This window comes from Brevundimonas sp. Soil_N_31 (assembly GCF_057655995.1).
This window is the reverse complement of the sequence record NZ_JBDGLE010000007.1, coordinates 199,163-221,541: the sequence shown is the minus strand read 5'-3', so window position 1 is coordinate 221,541 and position 22,379 is coordinate 199,163. Positions and strand designations below refer to the sequence as shown.

19 protein-coding genes are annotated in these 22,379 nt (G+C 63.7%); 9 read left to right on the top strand and 10 right to left on the bottom strand.

The genetic code is table 11. From position 1 onward, the window contains the following. From AC3A3G_RS13220 to drmC, 6 genes are all read left to right on the top strand, one after another. Nucleotides 1-734: transposase (locus tag AC3A3G_RS13220; RefSeq protein WP_487488391.1), on the top strand; the 734-nt coding region annotated here is incomplete at its 5' end. 110 nt (nt 735-844) lie between these two features. After that, nucleotides 845-1,276, top strand: coding sequence for a hypothetical protein (locus AC3A3G_RS13215; RefSeq protein ID WP_487488390.1), 432 nt, complete (start codon nt 845-847; stop codon nt 1,274-1,276). Between the two features lie 3 nt (nt 1,277-1,279). Further along, nucleotides 1,280-2,275, top strand: a complete 996-nt coding sequence (locus tag AC3A3G_RS13210; RefSeq protein WP_487488389.1) for an O-methyltransferase — start codon at nt 1,280-1,282, stop codon at nt 2,273-2,275. A 21-nt stretch (nt 2,276-2,296) separates the two neighbouring features. Then, nucleotides 2,297-6,277, top strand: coding sequence for a DISARM system helicase DrmA (gene drmA, locus AC3A3G_RS13205; RefSeq protein WP_487488388.1), 3,981 nt, complete (start codon nt 2,297-2,299; stop codon nt 6,275-6,277). Next, a complete protein-coding gene (drmB, locus tag AC3A3G_RS13200; RefSeq protein ID WP_487488387.1) occupies nt 6,274-8,115 on the top strand; it encodes a DrmB family protein in 1,842 nt (613 codons plus the stop codon). Before drmA ends, drmB begins: the two co-directional genes overlap by 4 nt. Further along, a complete protein-coding gene (gene drmC / locus AC3A3G_RS13195) occupies nt 8,115-8,876 on the top strand; it encodes a DISARM system phospholipase D-like protein DrmC (RefSeq protein ID WP_487488386.1) in 762 nt (253 codons plus the stop codon). Before drmB ends, drmC begins: the two co-directional genes overlap by 1 nt. 237 nt (nt 8,877-9,113) lie before the next feature. Here drmC and AC3A3G_RS13190 read toward each other — a convergent pair whose 3' ends face one another. From AC3A3G_RS13190 to AC3A3G_RS13180, 3 genes are read right to left on the bottom strand one after another with little or no spacing between them, the layout of a single operon-like run. Continuing rightward, nucleotides 9,114-10,049: a plasmid partitioning protein RepB C-terminal domain-containing protein gene (locus AC3A3G_RS13190; protein WP_487488385.1), complete on the bottom strand. Its 936-nt coding sequence runs from the start codon at nt 10,047-10,049 to the stop codon at nt 9,114-9,116. Next, a complete protein-coding gene (locus tag AC3A3G_RS13185) occupies nt 10,042-10,947 on the bottom strand; it encodes a plasmid partitioning protein RepB C-terminal domain-containing protein (protein WP_288804243.1) in 906 nt (301 codons plus the stop codon). Before AC3A3G_RS13185 ends, AC3A3G_RS13190 begins: the two co-directional genes overlap by 8 nt. Next, entirely contained in the window at nt 10,947-12,515 is a 1,569-nt protein-coding gene (locus tag AC3A3G_RS13180) for a recombinase family protein (RefSeq protein WP_487488384.1), read from the bottom strand. Before AC3A3G_RS13180 ends, AC3A3G_RS13185 begins: the two co-directional genes overlap by 1 nt. Before the next feature lie 116 nt (nt 12,516-12,631). Here AC3A3G_RS13180 and AC3A3G_RS13175 point away from each other — a divergent pair, with 116 nt between their 5' ends. Together AC3A3G_RS13175 and AC3A3G_RS13170 are read left to right on the top strand one after the other, a co-directional pair. Further along, entirely contained in the window at nt 12,632-13,261 is a 630-nt protein-coding gene (locus tag AC3A3G_RS13175; RefSeq protein WP_265544982.1) for a hypothetical protein, read from the top strand. 156 nt (nt 13,262-13,417) lie between these two features. Further along, entirely contained in the window at nt 13,418-13,702 is a 285-nt protein-coding gene (locus AC3A3G_RS13170; RefSeq protein WP_145752293.1) for a helix-turn-helix transcriptional regulator, read from the top strand. Here the strand turns inward: AC3A3G_RS13170 and AC3A3G_RS13165 are convergent. The 6 genes from AC3A3G_RS13165 to guaB form a co-directional block, all read right to left on the bottom strand. Continuing rightward, nucleotides 13,680-14,936 carry a tyrosine-type recombinase/integrase gene (locus tag AC3A3G_RS13165; protein WP_487488383.1) on the bottom strand — a complete coding sequence of 419 codons (1,257 nt, stop codon included), beginning with the start codon at nt 14,934-14,936 and terminating at the stop codon, nt 13,680-13,682. The genes AC3A3G_RS13170 and AC3A3G_RS13165 overlap by 23 nt on opposite strands. Nucleotides 14,937-15,254: 318 nt before the next feature. Further along, entirely contained in the window at nt 15,255-16,817 is a 1,563-nt protein-coding gene (guaA, locus tag AC3A3G_RS13160) for a glutamine-hydrolyzing GMP synthase (RefSeq protein ID WP_487488382.1), read from the bottom strand. Beyond that, nucleotides 16,814-17,509: a 5'-methylthioadenosine/S-adenosylhomocysteine nucleosidase gene (locus tag AC3A3G_RS13155; RefSeq protein WP_338575945.1), complete on the bottom strand. Its 696-nt coding sequence runs from the start codon at nt 17,507-17,509 to the stop codon at nt 16,814-16,816. Before AC3A3G_RS13155 ends, guaA begins: the two co-directional genes overlap by 4 nt. Beyond that, nucleotides 17,506-18,801: an RsmB/NOP family class I SAM-dependent RNA methyltransferase gene (locus AC3A3G_RS13150; RefSeq protein ID WP_487488381.1), complete on the bottom strand. Its 1,296-nt coding sequence runs from the start codon at nt 18,799-18,801 to the stop codon at nt 17,506-17,508. The genes AC3A3G_RS13155 and AC3A3G_RS13150 overlap by 4 nt, the downstream gene beginning before the upstream one ends. Before the next feature lies 1 nt (nt 18,802). Continuing rightward, on the bottom strand, nt 18,803-19,201 hold the full coding sequence (locus AC3A3G_RS13145; protein WP_487488380.1) for an MAPEG family protein: 399 nt from the start codon (nt 19,199-19,201) through the stop codon (nt 18,803-18,805). Between the two features lie 65 nt (nt 19,202-19,266). Next, a complete protein-coding gene (gene guaB / locus AC3A3G_RS13140) occupies nt 19,267-20,727 on the bottom strand; it encodes an IMP dehydrogenase (RefSeq protein WP_003164492.1) in 1,461 nt (486 codons plus the stop codon). A 128-nt stretch (nt 20,728-20,855) separates the two neighbouring features. Between guaB and AC3A3G_RS13135 the strand changes: the two genes are divergently transcribed. Next, a complete protein-coding gene (locus AC3A3G_RS13135; protein WP_200216053.1) occupies nt 20,856-21,434 on the top strand; it encodes a DUF2061 domain-containing protein in 579 nt (192 codons plus the stop codon). A gap of 169 nt (nt 21,435-21,603) precedes the next feature. Here AC3A3G_RS13135 and AC3A3G_RS13130 read toward each other — a convergent pair whose 3' ends face one another. After that, the gene (locus AC3A3G_RS13130; RefSeq protein ID WP_125902015.1) at nt 21,604-22,326 is read right to left on the bottom strand and encodes an RlmE family RNA methyltransferase; all 723 of its coding nucleotides are present in this window, start codon (nt 22,324-22,326) and stop codon (nt 21,604-21,606) included. Nucleotides 22,327-22,379: the final 53 nt, after the last annotated feature.

Genomic DNA, 22,379 nt, shown 5'->3' with positions numbered 1-22,379 from the left:
TCTCGCCCCGCGAGTTGGCCACCAAATTTACCGATGAGAAGCAGTACTTTGTCTGCGAGGCCACGGTTTATCGCCTGCTCAAGGCACAGGATCTGATCGCCAGCCCAGCCTATATCGTCATCAAGGCCCGCGACGAGTTCCACACCAAGACGATGCGACCAAACGAGATGTGGCAGACCGACTTCACCTATTTCAAGCTGATCGGTTGGGGCTGGGTTTACCTCTCAACCGTGCTCGACGACTATTCCCGCTACATCATCTCGTGGAAGCTGTGCACCACCATGACGGCGGGCGATGTCACCGACACGCTGGACTTGGCGCTGGCCGCATCAGGTTGTGACAGCGCCACCGTGCTGCACATGCCGCGCCTGCTCTCGGACAATGGCCCGAGCTATGTCGCGGGCGAACTGGCCGCCTATATCGAGGCCCAGTCCATGAGCCACGTGCGCGGCGCCCCCTTTCACCCCCAGACACAGGGCAAGATCGAGCGCTGGCACCAGACCTTGAAAAACCGCATCCTACTGGAGAATTATTACCTGCCCGGCGATCTCGAAGCCCAGATCGAAGCCTTCATCGAGCACTACAACCACCAGCGCTATCACGAAAGCCTGGGCAATGTGACGCCCGCAGATGCCTACTTTGGCCGCGATCGGCAGATCCACGCCCAGCGCGCCGCCATCAAGAAACAGACCATCGAACATCGCCGCTTGCAGCACCGCAAGCTCGCCGCCTAAAAGCCAACCCCTGACGAGGCCCGCTCTCCGTTAACGCCACGCCAAACCTGCGCCAAATGTTTCGACGACGGACAATCGAGTTCCGCTCCAAGCGCGCGGACAAGTTGCCGGTGACGACGACCAAACGCGCGCTCGACACGTCGTCGAACGTCTGGCTCGAGTCTTTGGTGAAGATGAAGGAGGGTATGCGGGTCTGGATTTCCTACACCAACCAGTGGAAGAACCATCCGCGCGCTGACCAGTCGGACTACTGGGAAGATGCAAAACCCTTGTCGTTGAGTAAGACCATTGCGGCCGTTGCTCTGCGAAGTGACATAAAAAAGAGCGACAGCCAGATCGAGTTCAATCCGCAAAAGGCAAAGGTTCTGCCCGAACCTCCGGGCAAGACCCCCTCGTCGCGGAAGATCGTGTTCTCGCGACCGATCGAGGAAATCCGGCTCGTCTCGAAGATGCTGTACGACACCGACGACGAGAAGCCGGGGATCGTGGGCGAGAAATGCTTCGAGCTGACGCTCGCCAGGGCCAAGAAGCAGGACGGCTGAGATATGAGCGCCGGATCTTCGCTTCCCTACCGGCTGAGGCCCAACAAGGCCGTCGACCGGGAATTATTCCTCTCGCTGCTGATGCGGTTGGCTCCCGCATTGGTGCTGGAGAAATACCATTATGTCGGCCTTGGCGGCCCATTTCTCGAAGATTTCAGGCTGGTCCATGCTCGGCTCGGCCTCGCGCGGATGACCTGCGTGGAGACCGAGGAGGAAGTCCACAAGCGTCAGCTCTTCAATCGTCCAGTCGCGTCGATCGAATGCGTCCATGAGACACTTGAAAATTACTTGGACGGAATCGATTTCGAGACGCCGGCGATCATATGGTTCGACTATACCGAGCCGAAGGGTATCACCACGCAGATCGAACGCTTCGCGCGGACGATCGGCAGTGTTCCCATCGGGAGCGTCCTTCGGGTGACGCTCAACGCGAACCCGGAGTCCCTCGGGAAGCCGGATGCCAATGAAGTCTCTGTCGAGATCGACGGTGCGGCCTCGGGCGATCGCAAAGAAAAGCCAACCGTACAGGAATGGCGACTTGCTCGTTTCAAGGAGCGGGTTGGACAGCTCTTCCCGAGCGGTTTGTCCGCTGAGGGTATGACGCAGAAGCACTTCGGCTTTAGCGTGCTCCGCGTTCTCAAATTGGCGGTCGAAAAAGAGGCGCTCAACTTCCGCGATCGGCATATCGTGTGGGCACTGGCCACGCACTATAAAGACGGTCAGGCAATGGTGACGGCGGCGCTCGTAGTTTGCGCTGCTGATGATGCCGCTGTTGCAGACCTCGTGAAGGGGTGGGAATTCAATTGCACGCCGGATGCCCCCCACCGCCTTGATATGCCCGCCCTTTCGACGCTGGAGCGATTGACGATGGAGTCGACTGACGAAGTTGCGGCGAAGATGGCCTTCAAACTACCAAAATCCGACATGGGCGAAGATCCCGTCACGGTCTTCAGGAAATTCTATCGCATCTATCCGCACTTCTCGCGCGTCGAGCTGTAGAGATTTATTTGGGGGCGACGCATGACCTTGACTACTGATCCAGACGTGCAGAGTTGGCTTGCCAAGGAACCGATTTGGCTCGGCCCGTGCATAGCTCGATTAAGCGGCGAGCGTTCGGCTTATTCGGCGGTCGATGAAGGGCATTGGATCGTCGCGGCCGAAGCCGATGGCACGTTGACACGGGCCGGGCGGGTTTTGCGCATCCGCGGCGACCTAGACAGCACGACGATCTATTTCGACCATGTGCATAGGTTCCGCACGTCGGGAACGGTGTCCGGCCTGGCGTTGACGTTGCCTACCGGCCCGATCGCACGCCTCCGGCCGGAAGACCTGATAAGCATTTTCGGTAGCGACGGCATTTCGATCGCCGATGTTCCGCTGATCCAGAACGTCGCCTATGTGCGCGATCTTCTCGAAATAGCCGTCCGCGACGACCTTCTCGGCCCGGCCGGCGGGCCGCACGAACTCATCAAGGACATGAGCGTCCGTGACCGCTATCTGGTCGGCAAGCTCGCGCCTCGACGGCCGAACGACACCGATACCGTCGCCGTCGAGCCGGCGGCCGGTGCCGACGAAATCCGCGACGTCGAGGACGAACGGGCGGCGCCCATCCACGAACCCGGCGCCGAGTTCGCCAGCGTCTCCGGTCGCGTGGAGCCGGAGGACGACGCCCTCGACGAAATCGACACCACGAACAATCAGTCGCTCGTGCCGTCGAGCATGGGACTCACCTTCTGCGTCGCGCCGGGCGTGGAAGCGCTGGACGCTGAGGTCCGGTGGGGCCGCTATGAGCGCGTCCCGGGCGACGAGCACGACGTCGTCAAGACCCGTCGAAACCGGGCGACCGGCCGGGAAGAGGAAACGAAGGTCAGGGTGTGGCGACGGATCCCCTGCGGCGGTGTGGTTCCCCTGCCGTTGAAAGATGGGCCGATGCGGCCGGCGACGCCGGACCGTGACCAGCCCGAAGTCCGGCTCCAAGGGACGATCCGCACGAACGCCCAAGGGGAGCGCCTCGTCACCCTGTTCCTCGTGAACGGCCAACTGGAGCCCGACGATAACAAGGACCGCGCGTGGCTGTTCCAGCCGGAAATCTCGGTGGCCGCGTCGGAAAGCGCCGCAGATCCATCGATCTTCAGGCGGCGGCCCTCCAACGAAATCATCGTCGATGACCCGGAACGCGATCGCCTCGCCCTGATCTATCGTAACCGGCTGGAGTTTGCCGTGGGCCACGGTGTCTCCGTCCATGCCGATACGACGCCGGGCGACGCCGCGAAGGCTTCGCACCTGCGCACGGAAATCATCCCAAGCTATGAGGTCGGCGTCACAGAAACGCCGGGCCTCGACTCGGACGACCGCCCGGCCATGCGCCGGATGGTTAATGAGGGATGGCTCGACATGGGCCGCCTCGCAGAGATGGAGCCGCATCAACTGCGTGAGGCCTTGTCGTGTCTGGTCGATGACTATGCAGTGTGGATCGGAGAACAGAGGACGCGGCTGACAGCCGAGATCACGGGCTTCGACGAACCAGGGAGGGACGTGATCGCCCGCTGCGAAGAGACCCTGCGCCGCCTGCGCGAGGGTATGGACACGCTCTTTTCCGACCCTGCGGCGCTATCGGCGTTCCGCTTCGCCAACAAGTCGATGGCGCTCCAGCGTGTGCGGAGCCTCTATGCTCTCAAACGCAGGCGCGGTGAGACGGCCGACCTCGTGCAACTCGACATCCCGAAGAATCGGTCTTGGCGTCCGTTCCAGTTGGCCTTCCTCCTGCTGTCGGTGCCGTCCCTCGCCGATCCGGCGCACCCCGACCGGACGAAGCCTGCGGAAGCCTTCGCCGATCTCCTCTGGTTCCCGACCGGCGGCGGCAAGACCGAAGCCTATCTGGGCGTGGCCGCCTTCGCCATGGCGATGCGCCGCTTGAAAGTTGATCTTGGCGGCCTTGATGCGTCTCGCGGCCTGGCCGTCATCATGCGATACACGCTGCGCCTGCTGACCCTGCAACAGTTCCAGCGCGCTACAGCTCTCTTGTGCGCAATGGAGGTGATCCGCCTCGCCGACGAGAAGCTGTGGGGCAAGGAACCGTTCTCTCTAGGGCTATGGGTCGGTAATCGGGTGACGCCGGGGCGGACCGATGACGCCCACCAGGCGATTGAAGCGCTGCGCAACGGCGACCGCAACAAGTCTGGTATCGCTTCGCCGGCGCAATTGACGAGCTGCCCCTGGTGCGGTTCCGAAATCGCTGCGGGCCGCGACATCGAGGTCGACCGGATAGCCGGCCGAACCCTCATCCATTGCAGCGACAAACTCGGCGCCTGCGAATTTTCTCGGGCCGGCTCCAGCGGCCGCCCGCATCGCGGCCTGCCCGTAAAAGTGGTCGACGAGGAAATCTATCATCGTCCGCCGACCATGATGATCGCCACCGTCGACAAATTCGCCATGATGGCCTGGCGGCCGGAGGTGCGAACCCTTTTCGGCCGGGTCGATGAAGAATGCGAGCGTCACGGCTTGCTATGGCCGGGGCACGACTGCGGCACCGGGCATCGCGCGCGGGGTGCTCATCCCGCCGCGAGAGTGAAGCCTATGCGCGCCGCTGTCCGGCCTCCCGATCTCATCATCCAGGACGAGTTTCACCTCATCAGCGGGCCGCTCGGCACGATGGTCGGTCTCTATGAAAGCGCAGTCGACGAGCTGAGTTCCTGGCCTCTCGGCGACACGAAGGTCCGGCCGAAAGTCGTGGCTTCGACCGCTACCGTTCGGCGTGCCGAAGATCAAGTGCGCAACGTATTCATGCGGCGGATCTCGGTCTTTCCACCCACCGGCCTCGACGTGGAGGACAATTTCTTTTCGGTTCAGCGCCCCATCGGCGAGAAGCCCGGACGCCGCTACATGGGCATCTGCGCGCCCGGCAGTTCCCGGCCCGCTGTTCTGATCCGAACCTACACGGCCTTCCTCACCGCCGCACAAGCCCTCTTCGATCGCTTCGGCCCGGTCGCCGATCCCTACATGACGCTCGTCGGCTATTTCAATTCGCTGCGCGAGTTGGGCGGGATGAAGCGTCTCGCCGAGGACGACGTGCAGACGCGTTCCTTCCGTGTGAACATGAGCTTGGTCGATCGTCCGGGGCTGTCGCAACGTCGCGTCGATGACGTTCGGGAACTTACCTCCCGCGTCTCCAGCCAGGACATCCCGCGCTATCTCGATCAACTCGAAATACCGTTCAATGGGGCGCTTGATCCCAAGACGGGCGAATGGGCCGAGAACCGGGCTCCGGGCGATCCGCGTCCGATCGACGTCGTTCTGGCCACCAACATGCTGTCGGTCGGTGTGGACGTGAACCGTCTCGGTGTGATGGTCGTCAATGGCCAGCCGAAAGGAACGGCGGAGTATATCCAGGCGACCAGCCGCGTCGGCCGCTCGCCGCCTGGCCTGGTCGCCACCGTGCTCACCTGGGCGCGGCCGCGCGACCTTTCCCACTACGAGACGTTCGAGCACTACCACGCGACCTTCTATCAGCATGTCGAGGCTCAATCCGTGACGCCGTTCTCCCCGCGGGCGCTGGACCGCGGCCTCACGGGCGCGATGCTGTCGATCATGCGGAACAGCTACGATCCTTTCGCACCGAATATGGGTGCGGGTGCGATGAACAGCCCGAGCCGACCAGAGATGACGGCGACGATCCGCGTCGTGTCGGAACGAACCTGGGAGGTCACGGAAGACTCAGCAAAGAAGGCGCTGACCGAACAGGAACTGAAGCATCGCGCCGACGAGTGGGCGAAGGAGGCGAGCCTCGGAGGTCGCACACTCGTCTATCAGAAATATGGGGCCGGCCCGACGGCATACCCTCTTCTGGAAACTCCGGGCGTGAAGCCCTGGACGGATTGGACCGTCCCGATGTCGATGCGAGAGGTAGAGCCCGGCGTGAGGCTGGTGATGGAAGACTCGCGCTCGACGAGTGATCCGACCTGGCGAGCCCGCGTCGCTCCGGCCGATGGGGGCGACGCATGAGCAAGACGCCCGTTGGTGAAATCCGTCCGAGCCAGCTTCTGTGGACTTACGGCCCCGGCGCTCTGATCGACCTGCCCAATCTCTCGGTAGTCACCATGGGGATCGACCGTTGGGAAAGGGACAGATGCCAGCCCATCCAGGAGGCCCGGCTGCTGGCGAACGTCCGAAGCGTTCTCGGTCCCCAAGTGGAATCGCTGCGTATGCCACCGCTCGGCGACCGCGATGTCGTCGATCCGTTCTCACCCGCGGCGCTGATCGGCGTTCCGGTGAAGCCGTTTCCCCGATGGCTGCGTTGCGTGAAATGTGGGCTGTTGTCGCCATTCGACGCCGGCTTGTTCAAGCTGAAAGAAAACCGCTACCGACCGGAATTGACGCGCTTCGTCCATGAGGGATGTCGCGGATCGAACAACGATCAAAAAGCCCGAGACGCCGACGCCGTGCCGGCTCGCTTCCTGATGGCCTGCCGTGCTGGGCACCTCGATGATTTCTCGTGGCATTGGTTCGTCCATGGCGGCCCATCCGATTGCCGTGGGACGCTGCGATTCTTCGAGAGCGGCGCATCGCTGCAAACCGAGAATCTCTGGGTCAAATGCGATGCTTGCGGCGCCTCGAAGAACATGGCCCAAGCCTTCGGTCAGGCCGGCAGAGACAACCTGCCTGCATGTCGTGGACGGCATCCCCATATCGACCGTTTTGATGACGACTGCTCCGAAGATCCGCGGGCGATCCTGCTCGGCGCGACCAACGGCTGGTTCCCGGTCACGTTGTCGGTCCTTGCCATACCTCAAACGGGCAGCCCCTTGGTGCAGCTCGTCGGCGATGGTTGGACCTTCTTCGAGGATGTTTCCTCGGCCGATGAAGTTGGCTTCGTAGTCAAGACGCTGAAGAAAACGGCTCAGCTCCCCGGCATCGAGGAGTTCACCAGCGAACAAATTTGGGCCGCCGTCGAAGCCCACCGGCACGGAGGCGCGGACATCGGCCCGATCGACCTCAAGGAGCCGGAATGGCAAGTCCTGACGGCCGACGATCCGCCGACCGACTACCCGCACTTCATGAGCAAAAAGGTCGGGATTCCGAAAGGCTTCGAAGCCGCGATCACGCGCGTCCTGCTGCTGGAGCGGCTGCGCGAGGTAAACGCCTTGCTCGGTTTCACCCGCGTCGAGTCCCCAGATGAGGGATCGGGTGACGATGCGGCGCCTCGCGCTCCGTTGGGGCGTTCGGCTTCCGATTGGGTCCCGGCGACGCAGGTTCACGGCGAAGGCATCTTCATCCGCTTCGACACCGAAGCTCTGAAAGCCTGGGCCGATGAGGATGCAGTCAAAGAGGTCGATGCACGTTTGCGTGTCGGCCATCACGGATGGCGCCAAAAGCGGAATCTCGATCCGCGAGAGGGTTATCCCGGAGCGCGCTACGTCATGCTCCATACCCTGGCGCACATGCTGGTCAGGGAGTTGGCCCTCGAATGTGGATACAATGCCGCCAGCATCCGGGAACGCATATACGCGGAGGTGGATGGCGCGAAGGACCAGGCTGGCTTCCTGATCTACACGGCAGCCGCCGATTCCGATGGAACGCTCGGGGGACTGGTTGAATTGGGCAAGCCCGAAAATCGCGGAAGGCTGCTTCGTCAGGCGTTGGATCGAGCGCATGTCTGCGCCTCCGACCCCCTGTGCTCCGAACACGACCCCAGTAAAGATCAATCGCTGCATGGAGCGGCTTGCCATGCTTGCTCCTTCGTGTCGGAAACCTCATGCGAACGGGGCAATCGGCATTTGGACCGTGCGTTGGTGGTTCCGACACTCGAGAATTCAAACGCTGCGTTCTTCCGGGGGAGCTGATGGAAGCGCTCCTGGATGCCGTGACCGAACTCGTGACTTTGCTGCCGCCGTCGAAAATCGAAGCGATAGCGTCGCGGCTACGCGACGGTCTGCCACCGGGGCGAGAGCAAGACCTTCAGCAAGTCGTCGGCACGCCGGCGGCACGGGCAGCTATGGCCTCCCTTACCGACGCTTGGCGGACAACGAAGTCATCAGGGGAACTCGTCGCCGGGATGCTGATGGGCGCGGCCTATGCGCGGGAACGCACGCAACGAGACTGCGCCGTCGAATTGGTCTGGACCGGGCCGACGACACCATTCGTTGCGCCGCGCCGTACAGAACAGGTACTTCTGGATGTCATCCAGCAGGCCACGAAAGAACTCTTCATCGTGAGCTTCGTTGCCTATGACATCCCCTCGGTCATAGCCGCTGTCAACGCAGCGACCCTTCGAGGGGTGGAGGTAAGGATTCTCGTCGAGGCTGCCGTGACCCAGGGCGGTAGCCTGCTCGTCAATCCGGTCGCGACGATGAGAAGCGCCGCTCCAGCAGCAAAATTGTATGCTTGGACAGATCGCCCGGATCCCTTCACGAACGGCCGGGTTCACGCGAAGGTCGCCGTTGCCGACGACGTAACGGCCTTCGTGACGAGCGCGAATCTGACCGGCCATGCGCTCGAAAAGAATATGGAAGCGGGCGTCCTTGTCGTTGGCGGCCATATCCCGTCTCGCTTGCGGGACCACCTGCATGCCTTGATCGAAACGAAGATCATCCACCCAGCCTGAATCGCCGCGGGCGTGACTGCTTGCCACAAATGGCGGGCGTGTCGGCCTGCCCGCCGACACGCCCGCCCGTCTTGTTCATGAGAGCCAATCAGGCCTCATGCGGCTGGCTATATGTCGGCCAGCCTGGTGGGCTTCATGCGGGTTCGCCGCCATTCCCACTACCATGCTTGATCCGCCCCACGGTGCGGCTTCTCCCATGGTCCCCGCGCTTATCGGGTCCGGGTCCCCATATCTGACTCAGGCGCCCGGCGTTTCCGCGATCGGACCGAGCCTGTCGATCTCGGCGATCTTCTGAAACTCGCTGAGATAGTCCTGTTGATGGGTCGCCAGCCAGCGAACCACCCGGTTGTTCGCCAGTAGCTTGGCGACATAGCCGCGGGCGACGGTCAGATGCAGATTGTCGATGCCGTAGGTTTCCTCGACAGACTTCACCTGGGTCTGGAGCGCTGCCAACTCGCGTTCCATGCGGGCGATCTGCTGGCCCGACGGCGTTGGCTTGCCTCCCCCTTTTCCTTTGCGGGCGGCGGCGAGTTGGTTCTCGGACGTCGCCGCACGCAGCGCGCGCGCAAACATGACCGTGAAGTTGTTCTGACCGATCATGAGGTCTGCGGCTTCGATCTGCCTGACCGACGTCATCTGGCGCAGGATGTCGAACACCTTCATCGAACAGGGCGTATCCTTCAGCATCTCGGCCGCCTCGGGGCTGATCCCTTCCAGGAGCCGGAAACGCCGCAGCACAGACTCGACCTGAAGGTTCAAGGCTGCGGCGATGTCGGTCGATGCCACGCCCCGGTCCATTGCCCGCACGATCATCCGATGCTCCTGGATCGGCGGGATGCGATTGACGCGCTTGTTGTAGGTGTAGGTGTCGTCGTCAGCTGCAAGCAGGCACTCGACCTCGGAGATGCCGAGTTCCTTCAGCGCCTCAAGCCGCAGATGACCATCGAGGAGAAACCAGGTTCCGACATTCTTATCGTCTGCCATGACGACGGGCGCTTCGATCAGGCCGATCGCTTTGATCGAACTCAGCACCTGCGAATAGGATCGGCTCTCCCTGGCGCCGGGCGGCAACGTCTTCAGCGGCACGATCGCCGCGACGGGAATCGTCAGAAAATCGCGGTCGAAGCCAAAATGGATCCGGCCGTCATCCCGATCCTTCGGTTCTTCAGTCATGATCGTCTCCCGACACACGGACCTTGAGCGCGCGTGGCATGGTCGCCAGCCCCTCCGCCCTCAAAAGATTGATGAAACCGTCATTGCCGAGCAGATCCTTCAGCGCCTCGACGACGAACAGCAGCCGGGTCTGGGTGAAGTCCGACTTCTTGACCAGCAGACGCTGCTTTTCCGCCTCCCGCTGATAGACCTGCATGAGATCGGCGGCCGTCATCCGACGGACGCCGGTGCCCTTTCGGCCCAACCGCCCGACAGGCAATCCACCCTTGCGCTGGCTGCGCATCCGCATTTCCAGCAGACGTCGAACCGCGGCGAGCTTCTTGCCCCGCAGCTTGCCGGTCTCATAGGCGTCGAGGAGCAGGTTCTGCGCCTCTTCCGTTTCGGCTTTGGAAATCTCCATTGCCAAGGTGATCGGAATGAGTCCGGTTTCGACGGCGGACACCAGCCGTTCCTCGCCACGCTCGAGTAGCGACGCAATCATGTTCACCCAGGATGCCCCGACACCGATCTTCTCCGCGATGGCAGCATCGTTGAAGCCACGAGATCGTAGCGCGCCGATCTCCTTCATGAGGTCGATGGGCCGCGGCGTGCGCCGGGCGATATTCTCGACCAGGCTCATGACGAGGCACTCGCTTTCGCTGGCCTCGATCACCACGGCCGGAATCTCGGTCTGACCAAGCATCTGGAAGGCTTCCAACCGGCCCTCACCACAGACGAGATCATATCTCGGCCCGCCTGCGCCATCGCGGCGGCTCACCGTGATCGGCCTCTTCAAGCCGATGGCTTCGATGTTGTTCACGATCTCCCGATGCTGGCGCTTGTTGCGTGCGCGAGGGTTCAGAACCGTGATCCGGGAGATAGGGATCATTTCGATCTTGTTCGGTCGAACAGCAGGCATCAGGCGGCCTCCCCAAGAGGAACAGGCGCGGCGATGTCATAGAGAAGTTCAAGGTCGTCGAAGCGGTAGGCATCGAGCGCGAGCGCATTCTCCTCTCCTAGCCGCAGCTTTTCGGAGAGCATGTCAATGCGGGGGAATAGATAGAAGTCGAACGGCGCGCGATTGGCTCTATCCATCCGCGCGACAATCGTGATGTCGGGCGCGAGCGAGGTATCGAAGTGCAGGTTCCACCGAAGGAGCCCGGTCGGCGTCTCGATGCACCGCGCGATCACCAACGAGACGCTGAACTCACCGTTGACGACTATCCGGTCGGCCTCGAGATCCTGCCAGGCATCGCTGCCCGTTGCCCGCAATCCGTCGAGCACCTCACGAAGAATACCGGGATGGAGCTTTCGCAGTTCGCGGTTGATTTCAACGTAGCGGTAATCGCGATCCGGGGTGAAGCCCACGAGACCGTAGGCGCGAAGCAGGCTGCCAAAGCGGGAGCTGTAGGCGCTGCTGGACGGCATCCCATCGGATTCGTCGATGACGATGCCGGAGAGCAAACCTTTTTGCTGATAAAGCGCCCTCAGAGATTGCAGCATCTCTTCGTCACTCAGCCGGAAGGAGCGCACACCGATGATGGTCCTGGCCGCCTCGAACAGTTCGCGTTCGATGACGGCCGCAAACGCATCCTGCGCCCTGATCCACATACCGGGATCGTTCCGGACGCGCTTCTTCTTCAGCTTGAAAGAGCGACGGTTCCATACGTTGTCGCCGACATATTTCTCGTTGATGAGAATCTGGTGGACGGTTCCCCTGGTCCAGGGTCGCCCAAGGTCGGTGGAAATACCCCGCCTGTTGAGATCGGCCGCGATCTCGCTCTCGCTATACGCTTGGTGGACGAACGCCCGGTAGATTTCGCGAACCAGATCAACTTCCTCGGCCGGGCCGAGTGTCAGGATCACGCGGTCAGTCTGGAGACTCTTCTGCTCGCCGCGTTCAAGACATCCCTTGATAGCGCCGTGCTCATCGATGAGCGTTCGCCGTAGTCCAAAACCCGCCGGGCCTCCCTGACGATACCCTTTCTCGATCAGGCGCCCCTGGCCGGCGAAAACCTTGACGGAAAGCTCACGGCTATATTCCCCGGCCATGGCGCTCTTCACGCCCTTGATGATGGCCGCGATCGGGCTTCCGTCATTCTCGAACTGTTCGGCACAGTATTGGACACGAACGCCGGCGCGCTTGCAGATATATTCGTAGTAGGCGCTTTCGTCGGTGTCCTGGAAGCGCCCCCAGCGGCTCACGTCGTAGACGAGGATCATCTCAAAGTCGGCGCGGCCTTCCACGACGTCCGCGATCAGCCGCTTGAACGCATCACGACCATCGACGCTGAGCCCGCTCTTTCCTTCGTCGGCGTAGGTACAGACGATCTCGATTCCGCGCGCCTCGGCATAGTGCTTGATCGCGTCGGATTGGTTTTCCGTCGAATACTTCTGATGATCCGTCGACATGCGGACGTATTCGGCAGCCCGAAGAGGACGTTCGGGCTGCTCTGACCGATCATTATCGTAGTCTCTCCGGCTCATCACATTACGCCTCACGAACTTGCCTGCGGCGATCCGGGCGACCTACCGCCGCAGCGCATGACGGGCCTCTGCCGTCACTCCGCACTGGAACAGTTTAGCTGCGGAGAAAACGGAAGATGTTGCCGAAAACGGGCAGGAAATTACCCCTATGGACAGGCGTTCTTGGCGGACGCGAAGTCTATGCGCGGACCATCGCTGAGCTGCTACGCAAAGAGCATGGCGACAGTCGCCGCGCGATTAAGCAGCTCATGCGCCAGACGGACGCAAGCGAGCGAACCGTCAAGCACTGGCTCTCAGGCCAGCACGGGCCAGACAGCGTCCATTTCCTGAGGCTGGTGGTTTCGTCCCCAGTCATCAGGGCCTTCGTTCTCGGCCTGGTCGATGGGCCGGCAGCCATCCCGTTGACCGGCCCAGTGGATCGCATTTCCCTGGCCAGAGCCCGTGAAGCCTATGCTGCCGGGGAAGCCGCAGGGGGACGATCGGCAACGGGCGCGCGGAAAAATGTCCCTGAACGTGTCCCTGAACGCGACCCTAAAAATGTCCCTGATCGAGCCGAACTCAACGAGCGGCAGCACTGGTTTCTCGACCGAGTCGGGGAGGTCCGAAGTGACGCACGGGATATTGCGGCGGTGTGGGCGGTCAGCCTGAAAACTGCGCGTCGGGACATCGCCGCGCTCAAGGTGGCAGGTCTCATATGCTACGTCGGCTCACGCCGGAAGGGCCGGTATCGACGATCATCCAAATGAACTGATTGGAGGTCTGGCTGGGCGCGGCGATGGCCACGCCTTATCCGATATGCACGCCAGAGCGCGATACCGTTCTACGCCCCTCAATCCGGGCTTTCCTTCAACGTCGTCTATCGACTTCTATCCGTTGAACCCAATGGCTGACGGAGTCCTCTGATGAAATCACAAGAACCTCCCGCCGTGACACGGACCATCCGGCGACATGAGCTTCGGCAAATCGTCCCGCTGGCCGACACGACCATCTACGACATGGAGCAGCGTGGTGAGTTTCCACAGCGCTTTTACCTCACATCCCGCTGCGTGGTCTGGGACCTCGCCGAAGTCGAAGCCTGGCTCGAGGAGCGCCGCCGCGCCTCGCGCGCGAAAACCGTGAAACGCGCACCCATGCCCGATGTCCAGCTTCGCAAGACCCGCCCCATCAAACATCCGGCTCGGGCGTAAGCAGGTCCATTGTCGGCGGATAAAGGGTCGGCGTGTATTTCTCCCCCACGACCCAAGCGTCCACGATGTTGGACCATTCCTGGATCATGTGCCGGCGCTGATGCTCATATTCCGCTTTGTTGTAGATGCCCCGTGAGGATCGGCCATCCTCGTGCGCCAAGCACTTCTCGATCCAGTCGCTGTTGAAGCCCAGTTCGTTGAGCAGAGTCGAGCCGGTGCGTCGGAGATCGTGAACCGTAAAGGACTCCAGCGGCATTCCTTCCTTCTTGGCCCGCACCACCACCGCCGTCGTGACCCGATTGAACGTGGCCCGCGACATCGGCGCGTCAGCGTCGTAGCGCGATGGCAGGACGTATTTCGAGTTACCGGCGCAGGTCTTGAGAGCGATGAAGATGTCGAGCATTTGCTGCGATAGATAGACGTTGTGCGCCTTCGAGCGCTTCATTCGCTCCTTGGGGATCGACCAGACGGCGTTCTCAAAATCGACCTCGTCCCAGACTGCATCCTGCAATTCGCTCTTTCGCACCATCGAGAGCAGAATCAGCTTTATCCCGAGACGGATCGTCGGCAGCGTCGGGACATGCTCAAGCTGTCCGAGCATGATGCGGATCTCCGCGGGAGATAGCGACCTGTCCTTCGGCACGAAGGTCGCGATCGACGATGGGCCAACCTCGTCGGCCGGGTTGGCGACCTTCTCCCCGTGCAGGATGGCGAAGGCGAAAATCAACTTCACAATGTCTCTGACGTGGACCGCTGTTGCCGGCGCCCCGCGTTCCTTTACCTTTGCGCACAACCCGCGCAGATCCTCCGGCAGGATCTCGGTTAGCAGTCGATTGCGAAACGCCGGGAGGATATCGCGCTCGAAGATCGACCGCCGCATCGCGCGTGTACTGTCCGCCATCCTCGCTTCCTGAAGCCAGCGCTCGCCGAACTGGCCGAAGCTTTTGGCTTCCTTGATCCTCCGCTTCTCGCGCTGCTTTTCCTGCGCCGGCGATCGACCCTCGGAAATCGCGCGCTTGGCATCAATCAGCTTCTCGCGCGCCCTGGCCAGAGACAGACCCGCCGGGCCATAACGACCCAACGTCAAGGTCTCCCGACGGCCGTTGAGCCGGTAGTCCAAGCGGAACACGATTGAACCCGAAGGTTGGACCACGACGTACATACCGTCACGATCCACAATCTTATATAATTTGTCTTTTGGTTTCAGTGCCTTGATGGCGGTGTCGGTCAGCATCTGCACCCTCCAGATCGGTCAAAAAATGCAGGAGAGCACCCAATTATACCGTCAGGCCAAAATTGCGCCGCCTGACCGGATTTTTATTCAGCACTTACAAGTGTTTAGGCCAAAAAATATACCGTCAGAAGCTCTCTTGCTCCTGACGGTATATGCGTTTTTCGGTTGAGACAAGACGCGCCATACCGCCAGCCATACCGTCAAACGGGAAGCTAACCCGGCGATAGCTGCTGAAAGTCTCAGAGCGATTTTTTCAAAGTTTTCATTGGCTTATGTCGTATTATAGCGTGACTTCGGATACGCCCGGAGGGGCAAAAATTATTCCCACTCGATCGTCCCCGGCGGCTTGGACGTCACGTCGTAAACCACCCGATTGACGCCGCGGACTTCGTTGATGATGCGCGTGGCGGTCTTGGCCAGCACATCCCACGGGAACTGGTAGAAGTCGGCCGTCATGCCGTCGGTCGAGGTGACCGCGCGCAGGGCCAGCACCTTTTCATAGGTGCGGGCGTCGCCCTGGACGCCGACCGTCTTGACCGGCAGCAGCACGGCGAAGGCCTGCCAAATATCGTCGTACAGGCCCGCCTTGCGGATCTCGTCGAGGTAGATGGCGTCCGCGTCCTGAAGCGTGGCGACCGCCTCCGGCGTGATCTCGCCGGGGATGCGGATGGCCAGGCCCGGTCCGGGGAACGGATGCCGGCCGACGAAGGCCTCGGTCAACCCCAGTTCGCGGCCCAGGGCGCGGACTTCGTCCTTGAACAGTTCGCGTAAGGGTTCGACCAGCTTCAGCTTCATGAAGTCCGGCAGGCCGCCGACGTTGTGGTGGCTCTTGATGACGTGCGAGGGGCCGCCGGTCGGGGAGACGCTCTCGATCACGTCGGGATAGAGGGTGCCCTGGGCCAGGAAGGCGGCGCCTTCGATCTTGGCGGCTTCGCGGTCGAACACCTCGATGAAGACCCGGCCGATGGTCTTGCGCTTGGTCTCCGGGTCCGAAATCCCGGCCAGCTCGCCGAGGAATTCCTTAGACGCATCAACGTGCACCAGCGGGATGTTGTAGTGCTCACGGAACAGTTCCGTGACCTGCTTGGCCTCGTCCTTGCGCAGCAGGCCGGTGTCGACGAAGACGCAGGTCAACTGGTCGCCGATCGCCTCGTGGATCAACACGGCGGCGACCGAGCTGTCGACCCCGCCCGATAGGCCACAGATGACCTTGGCGTCGCCGACCTGTTCGCGGATCTTGGCGATCTGCTCGTCGCGATAGGCGGCCATGGTCCAGTCGCCGGTCAGGCCCGCCACGCCGTGGGTGAAGTTCTTCAGCAGCTGGGCGCCGCGCGGCGTGTGAACCACCTCGGGGTGGAACTGGACGCCGTAGATCTTGCGCGTCTCATCGGCGATAGCGGCGAAGGGTGCCCCTTCCGAGGTGGCGATGACGTGGAAGCCTTCCGGCAGGGCCGTCACGCGGTCGCCGTGGCTCATCCACACCGGTTCGCGGTGATCCAGGGCGCCGATGCCCGCGAACAGGGGGCTGTCCTTGGTGATGACGATCTCGGCGCGGCCGAACTCGGCGTGGTGGCCGCTCTCGACCTTGCCGCCCAACTCGGCGCAGATCAGTTGTTCGCCGTAGCAGATGCCCAGAATCGGCGCGCCGTAGTCGAAGACGGCGTGGTCGACGCGCGGGCTGTCCGCCTCTGTCGTCGAGTTGGGGCCGCCCGACAGGATGATGGCCTGCGGCTGCATCGCCGCCAAAGCCTCGCCCGCCTTGTTGTAGGGATGGATTTCGCAATAGACGCCGGCCTCGCGCAGGCGGCGCGCGATCAGTTGCGTCACCTGACTGCCGAAATCGACGATGAGCACCTTCTGGTGTTGGGTCGGCTGGGTCATGAGGTCGAATCCGGGGCGAGCGATTGGGCGAGGGTTTGGCCTTGGAGGGCCGGAATTTCAAGGGCGGAGAGGCCGTGATCCGTCAGCACCGCAATCAAGCCGTCCACGGCCTGGGCCAGGTTCTCGTCCACCAGATGCAGGGTCGAGGTCCAGTCATGCAGGCCCGTCAGTTCGGCCTTGCCGTCCGACACGCCGCGCAGCGCCACGAGCGGCAGGCCGAAGGTCTGGGCCGCGCGGACCAGCGCCCACGTCTCCATGTCCACCATCTCGGCGTCGATGGCGTCATAGGCGGCGCCCGAGACGACGTTTCCGCCCGTCGACAGGCGCGCGGTCGGCACATCAGGGATGGGGCACGGCAGCGGCAGGACGGCGGGCATGTCCAGCAGCGGCGTCACCCCCTTCTCGAACCCCAGGGCGCTGGCGTCCATGTCGCGATAGGCTACGGACGACGCCTGATAGACCGCCGCGTGATCCAGCACGCGCGACCCGCACGAGCCCAGCGACAGGATCAGGTCCGGCGCCTCTCCCCGCGCCTCCAGCCGCGCCAGAGCCGCCGTCAGCGCCACCGCCCCCTCGACCGGCCCGATGCCGGTCATCAGCGGGTCGATGCGGGCGCGCAGGTGTTCGCCATATTCGGCCGGGGCCGCCATCACCGGCAGGACCGTGACGGCGCCGTAGCGCTCCAGCCTCATGAAGCGCGCTCAAACAGGGCGATGAAGAAGCCGTCCGTGCCGGTGGCGGCGGGCGACAGGCGCAGGCGGTTGCCTTGCGCCAGCGCGGTCAGGCGTTCGCGCCCCGCCTCGGTCAAATCCGCGCTATGCGCCGCATCGGCGATGGGGACGGGCTTGAAGTCCGCGTGCGCGGCCTCGAAGGCGGCGGCGGTGGCCTCATTCTCGGCGCCCAGCACCGAGCAGGTGACATAGGCCAGACGCCCGCCCGGCCGCACCAGCTTGGCCGCCTGCCCCAGAATGCGCAGTTGCAGCGCGTGCAGACGGGCCACTTCCTCCGCCGTCAGGCGCCAGCTGTCCTCCGGCCGGCGCCGCCAGGCGCCCGAGCCCGAGCACGGCGCGTCGACCAGCACCACATCGGCCTGACCGTTCAGATCCTCGACCCCGCCCCCGTTGGTGCCCAGCAGGCGCAGGTCGGCCTCGACGCCCGCACGGGCCAGTCGCGGCTTCACATTGTCCAGACGCTTGGCCGAGACGTCGCAGGCGATCAGCGCCCCCTGCCCCTGCATGGCCTGCACCAGACCCAGCGTCTTGCCCCCGCCGCCCGCGCAATAGTCCACCACCGTCGCGCCGGGGAAGGCGCCGGACAGCCAGCCGACGACCTGACTGGCCTCGTCCTGAATCTCGAAATGGCCGTTCTGGAAGCCGTCCAGCGGCTGCACGTTCGGCGCGGGCTCCGCGTCCAGACGCAGCCCCCAGCCCGACAGCTCCGTGCGCTGAGGCGACAGACCGGCGTCGCGCAACTCGGCCTCGACCTCCTCCATCGTGGCGCGCAAGGCATTGATCCGCAGGTCGACCGGCGCGCGACCGCTCAGGGCTTCGACCTCTTCGCGCCAACGGTCGCCGTGGACCGCCTTCAGGTCCGCCGTCACGAAGTCCGGTAGGGCGACCTCGGCCAGATCGACCGCGTCCTCGCCCGCCATGACGCGGCCGCGCTCGTGCTTGGACAGGGGACGCGGGCCATAGCCTTCGCCGTTGTAAAGACCTTCGATCTCTTCCAGCGTCGCGCCGTCCAGCACCGACAGGGCGCCGACGATGAGGGCGCGTCCGTCCTGACGCCCGCCCATGAAGGCCGACAGGCGGCCGCGCGCGCGCAGCACCTGATAGACGCGCTCGGCGATGGCGCGGCGGTCGCCCGAACCGGCGTAGCGGTTCTGCTGGCTCCAGGCCTTGAGCACGGCGTCGGCGGGCTGGCGGCCCTGCGAGATGCTGTCGATGATGGCGGCGGCGGCGGCCAGGCGGGCGGCTGGGGTCAAATCAGACTCGGATGAAAAGGGCCAGAAGGCACAGCGCCAGTCCCGCGAGCGAGACCAGCCACACCAGCGACCGGATATAGGGAACGCCCAGGGCGTACAGCGGGATATAGGCGACGCGCGCCCAGAAGTAGAGGGCCGCGCCCCAGGCCGTCAGCGCGCCGGTCCGGTCGGCGACCTGGGCGATCAGCACGGCGCCGATGAACAGCGGCAGGGTCTCGAACAGATTGGCCTGCGCCCGCTCCAGACGGCCGACGACTGGGCTGTGCGCCTCGGGCGTCGTGTCCCGCGCCCCGGCGTTCCACGACAGGCCGAACTCACGCGTCCGGGCGAAGGCGGGCAGCAGAATCTGGACCAGGGCCAGCACCAGCGTCGCCGCCAGATAGGTGAGTTCAATCGTCACGCCCGTCTCCTGTTCCACTAGCCCAAAACAAAACCGCTCCCGACCGGGGCCGGGAGCGGATCAGGTCAGCCCTGACGATAGTTGGGCGCCTCGCGCGTGATCATCACGTCGTGGACGTGGCTCTCACGAAGGCCCGCATTGGTGATGCGGACGAAGCGCGCGCGCTCCTGGAAGTCCGGGATGGTGGCGCCGCCGACATAGCCCATCGAGGCGCGCAGGCCCCCGACCAGCTGGTGCACCACCGGGGCGATCGGCCCCTTGTAGGCGGTCTGGCCCTCGATGCCTTCGGGGACCAGCTTCTCGGACGAGACTTCCTTCTGGAAGTAGCGGTCGGCCGAGCCGCGCGCCATGGCGCCCACCGAGCCCATGCCGCGATACGACTTGTAGGACCGGCCCTGGTACAGGAAGACTTCGCCGGGGCTTTCGTCGGTCCCTGCGAACATCGAGCCCATCATGGCGACATTGGCGCCCGCCGCGATGGCCTTGGCCAGATCGCCCGAGAACTTGATGCCGCCGTCGGCGATGACCGAGGCGCCCGTGCCTTCCGCCGCGCGGGCGGCGTCGACGATGGCCGTCAGCTGCGGCACGCCCACGCCCGCGACGATGCGGGTGGTGCAGATGGAGCCCGGCCCGATGCCGACCTTCACCGCATCGGCGCCCGCGTCGATCAGGGCGCGCGTGGCGTCATAGGTGGCGACGTTGCCGGCGATGATCTGGACGCGGTTGTTCTCGCGCTTGATGCGCTCGACCACCTGGGCGACCGAGGCCGAGTGGCCGTGGGCGGTGTCGATCACCACCACGTCCGCGCCCGCATCGGCCAGCGCCATGGCGCGCTCGAACCCGGCGTCGCCGACGGTCGAGGCGGCGCCGACGCGCAGGCGGCCCTGCTCGTCCTTGCAGGCGTTGGGGAAGGCCTGGGCCTTCTGAATGTCCTTCATGGTGATCAGGCCGACGGCGCGATAGGCGTCGTCCACCACGATGACCCGCTCGATCTTGCGCGTGCGCAGCAGCTCGCGCGCCGCCTCGCGTCCGGCCGAACCTTCACGCAGGGTGATCAGCTCGCCCGTCGTCATCAGATCGGCGGCCTTGAGGTTCAGGTCCGTCTCGAAGCGCATGTCGCGGTTGGTCAGCATGCCGACCAGCTTGCCGCTCTTGGGGTCGACCACGGGGAAGCCGGTGATCTTCTTGCGCTCGACGATCTGGAGCACTTCGCCCAGCGTCGTGTCGGGGGCGACCGTGACCGGGTTCACCACCATGCCGCTTTCATAGCGTTTGACGGCGCGGACCTCTTCGGCCTGCTCGTCGATGGTCATGTTCCGGTGCAGCACGCCCATGCCGCCCGCCTGCGCCATGGCAATGGCCAGGCGGCTTTCCGTCACCGTGTCCATGGCGGACGACAGCAGCGGGATGTTCAGTTTGATTTCGCGTGTCAGCTGGGTCGAGACATCGACATCAGCGGGCATGACCTCGGACGGACCGGGTTCGAGCAAAACGTCATCGAAGGTTAGGCCTTCGCGTATCTCCATTTGGAGCCTCCATTTTGCGGGCCGCGTATAGCCCCCGTTGGCAGGGAACCGCAACCCCAAGGCCGCGCTATCGTGCATATAAGAGGAATTGCCTTGAAACGGACGGCGAGAGGCCGCATTTCCCGATAATGGTTCGCATCTTGATCAACACGGCGCGGCAGCTCGCTCTCAAGATTGCGAGCTACGGCGCCATGCACCTGATCGTGGCGATCCTGGTGGCCTTCGCCCTGACCCGCGACTGGCGGCTGGCCCTGGCGGTCGGGGTGGTCGAGCCGATCTTTCAGACCATCGCCTATTCCGTCCACGACCGCGTCTGGCACCGGGTCGAACGCCGCAAGATGCTGTCCCGCGTCGAGGAGACGGCCGAGGCCTTCACCGCCCGTCTGGAGGTGATGAACGCGCACGAACAGAACCGCGCGCACAACCACCACGGCCACGGACACGGGCACAGCCACGCCCTGCCCCGCAACCTGAAGCAGGTGGCGCTGAAGACCGTCACCTACGGCGTTATGCACTTCGCCGTAGCGGTTCTGGTGGCCTTCGCCCTGACGCGCGACATCCGCATCGCCCTGGCCATCGGCACGATCGAGCCTCTGGTGCAGACGGTCTTCTTCACCCTGCACGACCGCATCTGGACGCGGATCGAGGCCAGGAAAGCCGCCCGCCGCGCCGCTGCGGCGGCTGAGGCCGAAGGCGCATCGGCGTAACCGACGCCGTCAGCCACGCCCACGCCGTCATCCTCGGGCTTGACCCGAGGATCCAGTGCGGCGACGCGCTCATCCTTGCCGACGTCACGCAGACGGATGGCTGGATCCTCGGGTCAAGCCCGAGGATGACGGCAGTTAGTCACGGGTGGGAAGACAGCGGGCCGGCGCCCTACCGCTTGTTCAGCGCCACCAGAAACACCTCGGCGCTGCCTTTGCGGCTCGATTCGGGCTTCACGTATTTCACCGTCTCGAACTCTTCGCGCAGGCGCGTCAGCACCCCGCCCGCATCGCCGCCCTGGAAGTTCTTCGACACGAAATTTCCGCCCGGCCGCAGGGTGCGGATGGCGAAGTCGGCCGCGATCTCGATCAGGGCGATGATCTTCAGGTGGTCCGTCTGACGATGACCGACCGTATTGTGCGCCATGTCCGACAGCACCAGGTCCGGCGGCCCGCCGATGGCGTCCAGCATCTGCTGATCCACGCCCGGATCGGTGAAGTCCGCCTGAATCAGCGTCGCTCCCGGGATCGGCTCGATCATCAGCAGGTCCACGCCCGCCACCGCCGCCGCCCCGCGATCCAGCGCCACCTGCACCCAGCCGCCCGGCGCCGCGCCCAGGTCGATGACCCGCGACCCGTGCCGGATCAGCCGGAACTTGTCGTCGATCTCCATCAGCTTGAAGGCCGCGCGGCTGCGCCAACCCTCGGCGCGGGCGCGATCGGACCACTCGTCCGACAGCTGGCGCTTGATCCAGGCCTGACTGGACAGCGACTTCTTGTCGGCGGTCTTGATCTTCTGGCCGACCTTGCGGCCCGAGGCCGTGCCGCCCGTGGGCAGACGCACCATGCGACGGCGTTCCTGCGGCTTGTCGGCGGGCTTTTCGTCTTCACTCATGCTTCCCACATAGCCCTGACGGCGTTCAGCCGCTATGACCCGCGCACAATTCC